Source organism: Roseinatronobacter bogoriensis DSM 18756 (assembly GCF_004366635.1).
GTDB lineage: Bacteria > Pseudomonadota > Alphaproteobacteria > Rhodobacterales > Rhodobacteraceae > Roseinatronobacter > Roseinatronobacter bogoriensis.
On sequence record NZ_SORN01000004.1, the window covers coordinates 98,338 to 110,521 of the forward strand.

The following is a 12,184-nucleotide window of genomic DNA, read 5'->3' on the forward strand; positions in this document are numbered from 1 at the left end:
GCGTGGGGCTGGCCATTTCTGGATATTTGTACAAGGGTGAATTGGCAGGCGTCAGTGTGTGCTGCGGCGGGCCGTCAAGGCATTCATGACCGAGGCGCGGGTGACGTGGCCGACAAACTGCGCGCCGTCCCATACGCCAAGCGTATCATGGTCCTGATCGAACTGTTCCATGACCTGTCGGATCGGTGTGCCTATCTCTATGCGCTGCCCCTCTGGGATAACGGAGCCGGCAATCATTGCATCGCTTGCGCGTAGCACACCCAGCGGATTCATATTTGCCACGAAATCCGCCACATAGTCATTGGCAGGCTGAGAGAAGATTTCAGGTGGTGTGCCGCATTGGATCATACGCCCGCCTTCGAGAATGGCGATCCGGTTGCCCAGTTTGAACGCTTCGTCCAGATCATGGCTGACAAAAATGATGGTGCGTTTCAGGCGGGCCTGCAATTCCAGCAATTCATCTTGCAGCCGGGCCCGGATCAGCGGGTCGAGCGCCGAGAAGGGTTCATCCATAAGCAGAATGGGGGCATCTGTCGCAAAGGCGCGTGCCAGGCCCACGCGCTGCTGCATCCCGCCTGACAGCGCACTGACCGGTTGATCGGCCCATTGCGTCAGGCCGACCAGTTCAAGCTGGGTGTCGATCTTCTCGCGCCGTTCCCGCGCGCCCATGCCCGCCAGTTCCAGACCCAACCCAACATTTTCGCGCACCGAACGCCACGGCAGCAGGCCGAATTGCTGAAACACCATTGCCACGGTTTTCATACGCAGTTGCCGCAGCTTCGCGCGGCTTGCCTTTGGTACAGAGATCAGTCCTGTCCCGTCATTCACCAGAACATCGCCTTGAACGATGGGGTTCAGTCCATTGACCGCGCGCAAAAGGGTTGATTTGCCGGACCCTGACAGGCCCATGAGCACGACGATTTCCCCCATGCCGACATCAAGCGAACAATCATGCACGCCAAGCACCTGTCCCGTGGCACGTTTGATCTCATCGCGGCTTTGGCCCGCCTCCATCAGGGGGATGGCCTTTTGCGGCTTTGCGCCAAAGACGATCGAGACATTCTGGAACCGTACGGCAGGCTGGGTCATCGCTTCACCTCCACGCGCAGCATGCGGTCGAGCATGATTGCGACTGCAACGATGACAGCGCCCGCCTCAAACCCAAGAGCTGCATTCACCGTATTCAAGGCGCGTACAATCGAAACGCCTAGCCCCGGAGCGCCGACCAGACCAGCGATCACCACCATTGACAGTGACAGCATGATGGTCTGGTTCAGTCCGGTCATGATCTGCGGAAAGGCATAGGGCAGCTCCACTTTCCAGATACGCTGGGCCGTGGTCGCGCCAAAGGCGGTTGCGGCTTCTGACAATGCGGTCGGGGTGGAGCGGATGCCCAGTTCTGTCAGCCGGATAGCAGCAGGCATGGCAAAAATGACAGTCGCAACCAGACCGGGCACCATGCCCAGACCGAACAGGACCAGTACTGGGATCAGATAGACAAAGACAGGCAAGGTCTGCATCAGGTCCAGCACCGGGGTCAGGGCGCGGTAGAAGCGGGGGTGATGGGCCGAATATATGCCCAGTGGAACGCCGACCCCCATGCAGACGATGCAAGAAGCAATAACCAGCGTCAGGGTTTGCATTGTCAAAATCCAATACCCTTGGTTCAGTGCGAACAGTGCGCAGGCGGCGACAATTGCGACAGGTGCAAGCTTGCGCTGCAAGACCCATGTGATTGCGCAGAACCCTAGTATGACAACAAACGGGTGCGGGCCTTGCAGGGCTTGTGCCAACAGGCCGATAATGCCGCGCAAACCTGCCTCAAGCCCGTCAAAAGCGGTGATGAACGTGTCTTGAAGCCAATTAAATGCATTGGCGACGCTGCGCCCGACCGGGATCTTTGCGTCAGTAATTGTCCTGGTCAGAATGTCAGACATCGTATTCCCATGCGAAGGCGACAGACCCCGGCCACGCCGGGGCCTGTCGCGTCCCGGTTAATCAGTCCAGTGCGGCCATGACGGCGTCATCCGCGTCACCGCCGTCGCGGGTCGTCACACCCTCCAGCCACGGAGCGATGGCATCCCGATTGGCCGAGAGCCAGGCGCGCGCAGCGGCTTCGGGCTCTGTTCCGTCATTCAGGATCGCGCCCATGATTTCATTCTCCATCTCGAGCGTGAATTCCAGATTGTTGAGAAACACACCCAGATTCGGACATTCCTCGACCAGCCCGGCGCGGGTGTTGGTGTAGACCTCTGCCCCGCCGAAATCAGGGCCGAACCAGTCGTCGCCACCCGCCAGATAGGTCAGGTCAAAATTCGCGTTCATCGGGTGCGGCTCCCACCCCAGAAAGACAACAGGCTCTCCGCGCCGGTCCGCCCGCGCGACCTGCGCCAGCATTCCCTGCTCAGAACTTTCCACGACCTCAAACCCGGCAAGTCCAAAGGCATCAGCCTCTATCATATCAAGGATCAGGCGATTGCCGTCATTGCCCGGTTCGATCCCGTAGATGCGGTTTTCAAGCGCCTCTGCATGGGTGGCGATGTCCGCAAAGTCGGAAATACCAAGGGCCGAACCGTGGGCATTGGTGGCGAGGGTGTATTTCGCACCGGCAAGGTTGCGGCGAACAGTGTCAACCGTGCCCGCGTCACGGTAGGGGGCAATGTCGGCTTCCATGGTGGGCATCCAGTTGCCAAGGAACACATCGACATCGCCATTGGCCATCGAGGTGTAGGTCACAGGTACCGACAGGACCAGAGTGTTGGTTTCATACCCGAGCGCGTCCAGCAGCGTGGTTGCCACAGCAGTTGTGGCGGTGATGTCGGTCCAGCCGACATCCGAGAATGTGACGGATGTGCAGTCTGCAAAAGCTGGCGCAGCGGCCAAGCTGGCTGCGGTTGCGAAGGTTGTCAGGCGAAGGTTCATTTCATCTCTCCCGGTTGCGGTTTTTTCTTGATTGACCAATCAATAAACAATCGGCTAGTCATTCTGCAATGAAAAACTGACTCTGGATTGCAGGTTAACAAAATGCCGAAGCTTGGGATGGAGCCTATCAGGCGCGACGCATTGATCAAGGCCGCGATTGTCGAGATCGGGCAGACCGGCTCGCTTGATGTGACGGTTAGCCGGATTGCCAAGCGGGCAGGGATGTCCTCGGCGCTGGCGCATCATTATTTTGGATCCAAGGATCAGATGTTTCTGGCCGCCATGCGGCATGTCCTGTCTGTTTACGGGGCAGAGATTCGCGGTGCTTTGGTGGCGGCAGAAACCCCGCAGGGGCGTTTGCGGGCGCTGATTCTCGTATCCTTTACCGGTAGCAATTTCCGGCGCGAAGTTGTCGCGGCATGGCTGAATTTTTACGTCATGGCGCAACGCAACCCGGAGGCAGCACGCCTGCTGCGCGTTTATCAGGCGCGGCTCAGATCCAATCTGCGCTTCGTGTTGCGCCCGATGGTGGGCGCAGGCGCGGCACAACTGGCGGACGGGGCGGCCGCAATGATCGACGGTGTCTATCTGCATGAGGCGCTGGGCACGGGAGAGCCCGATGGCATGCGTGCTGCGCAGCAGGTTCAGACTTGGATTGAGGCCGCCATCGCAGGAGAGCAACGATGAGAGCACAACCGAAAGCCAGCCATTTCATTGCAGGCACATGGACAGAGGATCGGGCAGGAGCGCGCTTCGACAGTGTCTTTCCGGCCACTGGCGAAGTGGTTGCACAGCTGCATGCCGCGACGCCAGACATACTTGAGAAGGCAATGAATGCCGCTGTCGTGGCGCAGAAAGAATGGGCCGCGCGCCCGCCGGTCGAGCGGGGGCGCATCTTGCGCCGTGCGGCTGATATTATCCGCGCGCGCAATCACGACTTGTCGGTTCTGGAAACGCTGGATACCGGCAAACCCTTGCAGGAAACGCTTGTGGCGGATGCAGCCTCTGGCGCGGATGCGTTGGAGTATTTCGCAGGGTTCGCAGCAACCGTCACAGGCCAGACCATCCCTTTGGGGCAAGACATGGCCTATACATTGCGCGAGCCCTTGGGCGTTTGCGTGGGCATCGGGGCCTGGAACTACCCCATGCAGATCGCCTGCTGGAAAGCGGCGCCTGCATTGGCCTTTGGAAATGCAATGGTGTTCAAACCCTCTGAACTTACACCATTATCCGCACTTGTGCTGGCAGAAATCCTGCAAGAGGCAGGCTTGCCTGATGGGGTATTTAATGTTGTGCAGGGGATGGGCGATGTCGGAGCGGCACTTGTCAGTGATCCCCGTGTGGCCAAAGTCTCGCTGACGGGCTCGGTCCCGACGGGGCGCAAGGTCTATGCCGCTGCGGCCGAGGGGATCAAATCCGCGACAATGGAACTGGGTGGCAAGTCCCCCTTGATCATCTTTGAGGATGCCGATCTCGACAATGCCGTGGGCGCTGCGATGCTGGCAAATTTCTATTCCGCCGGGCAGATCTGTTCAAACGGGACACGGGTATATGTGCACCGATCGGTGAAAGCGGCCTTTCTGGACAAGCTGGCAGCACGCACCAGTGCAATAAAGATGGGCGACCCGCTGGATGAAGCCACGCAGATGGGGCCGCTGGTATCGGAAGGGCAGATGACACGGGTTCTGGGCTATGTCGAACAAGGCAAGACAGAAGGGGCGCGGCTGGTGTGTGGCGGGCAGCGTGAGGGCGCGACAGGCTGTTATGTGCAGCCCGCAATCTTTGCGGATGTGACCGACCATATGGTGATTGCCCGCGAAGAGATATTCGGCCCTGTCATGACGGTGCTGGATTTCGAGGATGAGGCTGATGTTGTCGCGCGCGCCAATGCGACGGAATATGGCCTTGCTGCCGGGGTGTTCACGCGTGACATCTCGCGCGCGCATCGCGTGGTTGCGCAGCTGGAGGCGGGAACCTGTTGGATCAATGCCTATAACCTGACACCCGTGGAAATGCCTTTTGGCGGGGTGAAGGCCAGTGGCGTGGGGCGCGAGAACGGGCATGCTGCGCTGGAGCATTATACCCGGATCAAGTCCGTCTATCTGGGGTTGGGGGATGTGGACTCGCCTTATTGAGCGGTATGCCCGGCTGCGGAGGCTGACCAAATTGCCGCGCCTAACGGCGCGAAGAGATAGTTTGGCGGGCCTGGACGGCCCGCGCGCCCGGCCTGTGGCTTTGCTTGGAAATGCAAGCGGTCGAAGCTGTGGTTTCTGGAGTTTCAGGGGAACAGAATGACAGAGGCAGATTATATCGTCGTTGGCGCAGGCTCTGGCGGGTCTGCGGTGGCCTACAGGCTGGCCGAAGCCGGACACTCTGTCTTGGTGATCGAAGCGGGTGGATCGGACGCTGGCCCTTTCATCCAGATGCCGGGTGCTCTGTCCTATCCGATGAATATGCGCCGCTACGATTGGGGCTATCAGACAGAGCCGGAACCGCATCTGGGGGGGCGCGTGCTGGCATGTCCGCGTGGGCGTGTGATTGGCGGGTCGTCAAGCATAAATGGCATGGTCTATGTGCGCGGCCATGCACGGGACTATGACCATTGGGCCGAACAGGGTGCCGATGGCTGGCGCTATGCAGATGTGTTGCCCTATTTCAAGCGCATGGAAAATTGGCATGGTGCCGAGGGTGCCACCTCTGCGTGGCGCGGGCAGGGCGGGCCAGTGCATATCAGCCGTGGTGCGCGGGAAAACCCCTTGTTCGATGCATTCATCGAGGCGGGGCGCCAAGCCGGTTACAATGTGACCGAAGATTATAACGGGGCGCAGCAAGAAGGCTTTGGCGCGATGGAGGCCACGATCTGGCAGGGCCAGCGCTGGTCTGCTGCGCGCGCCTATTTGCGGCCCGCGCTGGCTGGCGGGCGCACGAAGCTTTTGCGTGGAGAGGTCGCGCATGTGGTGTTCGACTCTGAGAACCGCGCCAGCGGCGTGCGCTTGCAAGATGGACGCGAGGTGACAGCCCGCCGCGAGGTTGTGCTTGCCGCCTCCAGTATAAACACGCCGAAACTGCTGATGCTATCCGGCATCGGTCCGGCCATGCATCTGGCGGAACACGGGATTGAGGTTCGGGCGAACCGGGCTGGTGTGGGGCAGAACCTGCAAGATCATCTGGAACTCTACCTGCAATATTCGGCAAGTCAGCCCATCACGCTTTACAAATACTGGAACCTTGCGGGCAAGGCTTGGGTGGGCGCGCAATGGCTGTTTGCCCGCACAGGGCCCGGAGCGTCGAACCAGTTTGAGGCCTGTGCCTTTATCCGGTCGCGCGCGGGCGTGGACTACCCAGACATCCAGTATCATTTCCTACCCATTGCAGTGCGTTATGATGGCAAGGCGGCTGCGCAGGGGCATGGTTTTCAGGCGCATGTGGGGCCGATGCGCTCTGAAAGCCGTGGTTGGGTAAAGCTGCGTTCGGCTGATGCCCGGGACGCGCCACGCATCTGTTTCAACTACATGAGTGATCCGCAAGACTGGGAAGATTTTCGCACCTGTATCCGCCTGACACGCGAGATCATGGGGCAGGCGGCGTTTCAACCGTTCATCCGTGATGAGATCCAGCCCGGTGCCGAGACCCGGGATGATGACGCGCTTGACGCCTATATAAAGGCGCATGTGGAAAGCGCTTATCATCCTTGCGGCACCGCGCGCATGGGGCGGTGCGATGACCCAATGGCTGTGGTCGACGCTAAGGGAAGAGTGATCGGCGTCGATGGGCTGCGTGTCGCCGACAGCTCGATTTTTCCGCGGATCACCAATGGCAACCTGAACGCGCCCTCGATCATGGTGGGCGAGAAGATTGCCGATCATATTCTGGGCCGGTCCTTGCCAGCAGAGAATCTGGAACCCTGGGTTCATTCGGATTGGGCGACGGCGCAGCGCTAACCCTGCCGCAAGCTGCGCTACGACCCGTATTAATAAAAGTTAATAAAAGGTTAACAAAACCTTTGACCTAGACATGTGTTCCGGGGCATGTCTGGTGTCATGTTAAGGATTTGTTCACTTTTTGTATGCATGTTGCTGGCGCTGCCCGTCTGGGCGGCGCAGCGAGAGCTTTCGGGCGTTCCGCGTGTGATTGACGGGGACACGCTGGAAGTTGCGGGACAGCGCATTCGCCTTGGCGGCATTGATGCCCCGGAAATGCAGGAAGACTGCCTGAACAATTCTGGGCAGCGCTGGGCATGTGGCGCCTGGGCCACGGAGGTGGCACAGGCCATGTTGGCGGGCCGAACCGTTCAATGTGTCGATCTTGGGCAAAGAAGTTATGATCGTATCGTTGGTCGGTGTTATCTGGGTGGGCAGGATGTGGCTGTCGCCCTGATCGAGGCTGGCGCGGCGCGGCCCTGTCTGCGATTTGCGCGTGAACAGGGGCAGGAACAGGCTTATCTGCGTGCAGAACAACAGGCCAAGCGCGCCAATGCAGGGGTTTATGGCGGGCCGCTGAACCCTATTGCCGGGTTTTGTGAGCCATCGCGTGCAACGGTGAGCATATCCGCGCCGGCCGTTCCCCCATCAGCGGATTGCGTGATAAAGGGCAATGTTTCGTCCAATGGTCGGATCTATCACATGCCCGGACAACGCCATTATGATCAGGTGACAATGCGCAGCGATCAGACCCGCTGGTTCTGCTCAGAAGCAGAGGCACGGGCGGCAGGCTGGCGACGGGCACGGCAATAGCGGCAAGCAGCCAAGTGCAACTATAAACCGTGGCATCCTTAAAACGGCACGCCCCGCCTTGATACGATGCAATAGAAAAACCCCCGCAGGCCATGCCTTCGGGGGTCGCTCTTTCCAAGTCCGGGCAAGGGCCCCAACCTGGTATCTTGCCGGTCTAGAGACCGCCTTCACGCTGCGCCTTCTTGCGCGCCAGTTTGCGCGCACGGCGAATTGCTTCGGCCTTCTCGCGGGCTTTCTTCTCGGACGGTTTCTCGAAATGCTGCTTGAGCTTCATTTCACGAAACACACCTTCACGCTGGAGCTTCTTCTTCAGTGCACGAAGTGCCTGATCGACATTGTTGTCGCGAACAGATACCTGCATGTGGTTTTCACCACCTTTCCAAGTTAGAGTTACGTTCAAGTGCAGGAATAGGTCGTCTAGCAAAATGCGCGTGCTATGTCCAGCCGCAAGCTGAAACGGAGAATTGACATGAATGATCAGATTGAGACCTTGCTGGATGCCGCCCTTCTTCATGTTCCCTTTGACGGCTGGAGTGATGAGGCATTGAAGGCGGCAGCCAGTGATGCGGGGATTGATCTTGCCACGGCGCGGGCCCTGTTTCCGCGGGGCGGGGTCGATCTGGCGCTTGCCTATCATCGCCGTGGCGATTCGCAGATGGCCGCAAAGCTGGCGTCAGAGGATCTGAGCCATTTGCGTTTTCGCGATCGTATCGCAACGGCTGTGCGCACCCGCATTGAAGTAGCTGAAGATCGAGAGCTGGTGCGTCGAGGCACAACACTTTTTGCGCTGCCACCCTATGCACCAGACGGCGCGCGCGCAATCTGGGGAACAGTCGATCTGATCTGGACCACGCTTGGCGATACCTCGACTGACTACAACTGGTATACGAAACGGGCAACGCTGGCCGGGGTGTATTCGTCTACTGTTCTGTACTGGCTGGGCGATGACAGCCCTGACGCGCAGGCGACCTGGAATTTTCTGGATCGGCGCATCGACGGGGTGATGCAGTTCGAGCGCGTGAAGGGCGCGGTCGAGAAAAACCCCGCTTTGCGGGCCGTCTTTGCAGGGCCGCGCGCCATTCTGTCTTGCATCAAGGCACCGGTCGGAACACCAAAGACCGATCTGCCTGGATATGTCACCCAGCCCCCGCGCCAACAGGGTTGACGCCCGCGCGATTGCAACGCAGGTTGCAGCCCGGATGAGCGGGGCTGGAAGGGACGAGGCATGGCTGTTGGCAAGGAAATCGTGACATGGGTCGATGGCCAGTGGCACAGGGGCAATGCACCTATAATTGGTGCCGCAGATCATGCCGCATGGCTTGGCTCTCAGGTGTTTGACGGTGCACGGCAGTTTGAGGGGGTGCGCCCCGATCTGGACCTGCATGCTGCGCGCATCATCCGTTCGGCCGAGGTCATGAATATGCTTCCCCCGGTCGATGCGGCCACGGTGCAGGGATTGATGGAAGAGGGGTGCGGCATGTTCGCGCCCCATGCGGCCCTATACTTGCGCCCGATGATGTGGTCCCGCGAATCCAGCCCGGGCATTATTGACGCAACCCCGGAAAGCACAGGCTTCGCAATCTGCATCGAATCGCTTGCCATGCCCGATCCGGGTGAATTTTCGTTGACAGTGTCGCCCTATTGTCGCCCGCGCCCTGATATGGCCCTGACCGAGGCGAAGGCTGGCGCGCTCTATGCCAATAATGCGCGCATCATGGCCGATGCGCGCAAGCGCGGCTTTTCCAATGCGCTGTCGCTTGATGTGAATGGCCATGTGGCGGAAACCGCTTCGACCAATGTGTTCATGGTGCGCGATGGTGTGGTTCTGACCCCCGCGCCCAATGGGATGTTTCTGAACGGGATCACCCGACAAAGGGTGATTGGTCTGTTGCGTGCCGACGGGCTGGATGTGATCGAGACCAGCCTGACCCTGACGGATTTTGATCAGGCCGAAGAGATTTTCGTGACCGGCAATATTGCCAAGGTCATGCCAGTCACGCGCTATCAGGACCGGGAGCTTGGCAAGCCCAAGATCGGGCTTAGGGCGCGAGAGCTGTATTGGGATTACGCTTTGTCAGCGCGCGTGTAGGGGGGCGCTGCCCCCTCTGGCGCGGAAGGCCGCGCCATTCACCCCCGGAGTATTTCGGGCAAGAAAATGAAACGAAGGAAATGCCATGGACCTTCCAGATACGATGCGTGCAATAGAAATTTCTGAACCGGGTGGGCCAGAGGTCCTGCGCGAAGTGCGCCGTCCGGTGCCTGTGCCGGGCGCAGGGCAAGTGGTTATTCGGCTGTCCTATGCCGGGGTTAACCGGCCTGATGCTTTGCAGCGCGCCGGGGCCTATAATCCGCCACCCGGGGCAAGCGACCTGCCCGGTCTGGAAGGGGCTGGTACGATCGTGGACGTAGGGGCCGGGGTGTCGCGCTGGGCGGTGGGCGATAAGGTCTGCGCCTTGTTCCCCGGTGGAGCTTATGCGGAATACGCGCTGACAGATGCGGGGCAGGTTCTGCCCGTGCCCGAGAATATGGCGCTGCGCGAAGCGGCCTGTCTGCCAGAGACGTTCTTTACCGTCTGGTCCAATGTCTTCATGCGAGGTGGATTGACCGCCGGGGAAAGATTCCTTGTGCATGGCGGGTCATCTGGCATTGGGACGACAGCGATACAGTTGGCCCATATCTTTGGGGCGCGGGTGTTTGCAACGGCAGGCTCTGACGAGAAATGTGCGGCCTGTCTGCGCTTGGGCGCTGAGCGGGCGATCAATTACCGCGACGATGATTTTGTGAAAATACTGCAAGCAGAGGGCGGGGCCAATCTGATCCTTGATATGGTGGGGGGGGATTATCTGCCGCGCAACCTGAAGGCGCTGGCGGAGGATGGACGGCTGGTGCAGATCGCCTTTTTGCAAGGGCCGAAAGTGGCTGTGAATTTTGCCCCGCTGATGATGCGCCGTCTGACGATCACGGGCTCGACCCTGCGTCCACAAACCGATGCTGCAAAGGCGGCAATTGCCACGCAGTTGGAGCGCGAGGTGTGGCCATTGCTGTCTGCGGGCAAGCTGGCGCCGGTTATGGATAGTGAATTCCCCCTTCGGGAGGTATCGCTTGCGCATGCCCGGATGGAGAGCTCGGCCCATATTGGCAAGATCGTGCTGCAGATTGCTGAGTGAGAGCCATGATTCTGGCTGAAAGGGCGTCATCGCGGGCCAAATTGTGGATGATTTGATCAAATTATCTGCAGGTTGCGCGATGCGGGCTTGCCAAACCCTGATGTTTTCTTGTGGAATGCAAGTCACAACAATGCCGAGTCAAGGGTCGCGCCCCGCGCGATGATAACCTGACTTTATAACAGGGAGATGAAAATGCCAGACACACGTAAATCCAGGACCAAAATGGCGGCAGTCGCGACCGGTGCGGCTTTCGTCCTGCAAGCGGGCTTCGCGTCGGCTGAGACCGTGAATGTGTTCAACTGGTCCGATTACATTACCGACGAGGTGCTACAGCAGTTTACGGAAGAAACCGGAATTACGGTGAATTATGATGTCTATGACAGCAACGACACTTTGGAAGCGCGGCTGCTGGCGGGGTCATCGGGCTTTGATGTCGTGGTGCCAACAGCCACATTCCTGCAACGCCAGATTGCGGCCGGGGTCTATCAGCCGCTGAACCGCGACTTGCTTCCCAATATGGAAAACATGGACCCGGAACTGATGGCGGCTGCCGCCAGTCATGACCCGGATAATGTCCATGCGACAATCTACATGTGGGGCACCACCGGGATCGGCTATAACATCGATATGGTTGCCGAGCGTCTGGGCGAGGATTTCGAAGTGGATACCTGGGCGATGATCTTTGACCCTGAGATTGCTTCGCAACTGGCGGATTGTGGCATCTCCTGGCTGGATTCACCTGCGGATATGTTCCCGGCGGCCTTTGCATGGATGGGGCTGGACCCGCAATCCACGGATGCAAATGATTTTGAGGCGGCGACCGAGATGATGCTCGCCGCGCGGGAGCATGTGCGTTATTTCCACTCATCCCAGTATATCTCTGACCTTGCGAATGGGGAAACCTGTGTCGCTGTGGGCTGGTCGGGTGATGTGTTGCAAGCCGCCGACCGGGCTGAAGCTGCGGGGCAGGGGGTTAATGTCTGGTATGCCATCCCGCGCGAAGGTGCGATGCAATGGTTTGACATGATGGGCATTCCCGCCGATGCACCCAACCCCGAAAATGCACATGCTTTCATCGATTTCATCATGCGCCCCGAGATCAGCGCAGCGATCACGAATTATGTCTGGTTCCCGAACGCCAATGCCGCGTCATGGGAATTGGTCGATGAAGAAATCTTTACCGATCCTGCGATTTTCCCGACGCCGGAAGTGACCGAAACCCTGTTTACCGGCGTCACCTATGACAGCCGTACCGACCGCACGGCCACGCGCCTGTGGACGCGTGTCCGCACGGGCCAGTAAGTGCATCCAGCCCTGTCCGCCACGCGGGCAGGGCTTTTTTCCCGACAGACAGGTGCAGGG

Annotated in this window: 12 protein-coding genes; 8 read left to right on the top strand and 4 right to left on the bottom strand. The window is 59.3% G+C overall.

Annotation, left to right across the window (positions count from 1 at the left end; genetic code table 11):
• Positions 1 to 51: 51 nt before the first annotated feature.
• From choV to choX, 3 genes are all read right to left on the bottom strand, one after another.
• Complete coding sequence (gene choV / locus EV660_RS10655; protein WP_071480458.1) at positions 52 to 1,089, bottom strand: choline ABC transporter ATP-binding protein; 1,038 nt, start codon at positions 1,087 to 1,089, stop codon at positions 52 to 54.
• A complete protein-coding gene (gene choW / locus EV660_RS10660; RefSeq protein ID WP_071480459.1) occupies positions 1,086 to 1,937 on the bottom strand; it encodes a choline ABC transporter permease subunit in 852 nt (283 codons plus the stop codon). The genes choV and choW overlap by 4 nt, the downstream gene beginning before the upstream one ends.
• 61 nt (positions 1,938 to 1,998) lie before the next feature.
• The gene (gene choX, locus EV660_RS10665) at positions 1,999 to 2,922 is read right to left on the bottom strand and encodes a choline ABC transporter substrate-binding protein (protein ID WP_071482034.1); all 924 of its coding nucleotides are present in this window, start codon (positions 2,920 to 2,922) and stop codon (positions 1,999 to 2,001) included.
• A 102-nt stretch (positions 2,923 to 3,024) separates the two neighbouring features.
• Here choX and betI point away from each other — a divergent pair, with 102 nt between their 5' ends.
• From betI to EV660_RS10685, 4 genes are all read left to right on the top strand, one after another.
• Entirely contained in the window at positions 3,025 to 3,609 is a 585-nt protein-coding gene (betI, locus tag EV660_RS10670) for a choline-binding transcriptional repressor BetI (protein WP_071480460.1), read from the top strand.
• Positions 3,606 to 5,057: a betaine-aldehyde dehydrogenase gene (gene betB, locus EV660_RS10675; RefSeq protein WP_071480461.1), complete on the top strand. Its 1,452-nt coding sequence runs from the start codon at positions 3,606 to 3,608 to the stop codon at positions 5,055 to 5,057. The genes betI and betB overlap by 4 nt, the downstream gene beginning before the upstream one ends.
• Before the next feature lie 156 nt (positions 5,058 to 5,213).
• The gene (betA, locus tag EV660_RS10680) at positions 5,214 to 6,863 is read left to right on the top strand and encodes a choline dehydrogenase (protein ID WP_071480462.1); all 1,650 of its coding nucleotides are present in this window, start codon (positions 5,214 to 5,216) and stop codon (positions 6,861 to 6,863) included.
• 129 nt (positions 6,864 to 6,992) lie between these two features.
• Positions 6,993 to 7,655, top strand: coding sequence for a thermonuclease family protein (locus tag EV660_RS10685; RefSeq protein ID WP_157798925.1), 663 nt, complete (start codon positions 6,993 to 6,995; stop codon positions 7,653 to 7,655).
• 154 nt (positions 7,656 to 7,809) lie between these two features.
• On the opposite strand, the gene rpsU is transcribed toward EV660_RS10685, so the two are convergent.
• Positions 7,810 to 8,016 (bottom strand): 30S ribosomal protein S21, encoded by a 207-nt coding sequence (rpsU, locus tag EV660_RS10690; protein ID WP_037207819.1) that lies wholly within the window; start codon positions 8,014 to 8,016, stop codon positions 7,810 to 7,812.
• A gap of 108 nt (positions 8,017 to 8,124) precedes the next feature.
• On the opposite strand from rpsU, the gene EV660_RS10695 reads away from it, so the two are divergent.
• From EV660_RS10695 to EV660_RS10710, 4 genes are all read left to right on the top strand, one after another.
• Positions 8,125 to 8,820, top strand: coding sequence for a COQ9 family protein (locus tag EV660_RS10695; RefSeq protein ID WP_071482036.1), 696 nt, complete (start codon positions 8,125 to 8,127; stop codon positions 8,818 to 8,820).
• Positions 8,821 to 8,880: 60 nt separating this feature from the next.
• Complete coding sequence (locus EV660_RS10700) at positions 8,881 to 9,744, top strand: branched-chain amino acid aminotransferase (protein WP_071480463.1); 864 nt, start codon at positions 8,881 to 8,883, stop codon at positions 9,742 to 9,744.
• An 85-nt stretch (positions 9,745 to 9,829) separates the two neighbouring features.
• A complete protein-coding gene (locus EV660_RS10705; protein WP_071480464.1) occupies positions 9,830 to 10,822 on the top strand; it encodes an NAD(P)H-quinone oxidoreductase in 993 nt (330 codons plus the stop codon).
• 192 nt (positions 10,823 to 11,014) lie between these two features.
• Positions 11,015 to 12,124 (top strand): polyamine ABC transporter substrate-binding protein, encoded by a 1,110-nt coding sequence (locus EV660_RS10710; RefSeq protein ID WP_071482037.1) that lies wholly within the window; start codon positions 11,015 to 11,017, stop codon positions 12,122 to 12,124.
• Positions 12,125 to 12,184: the final 60 nt, after the last annotated feature.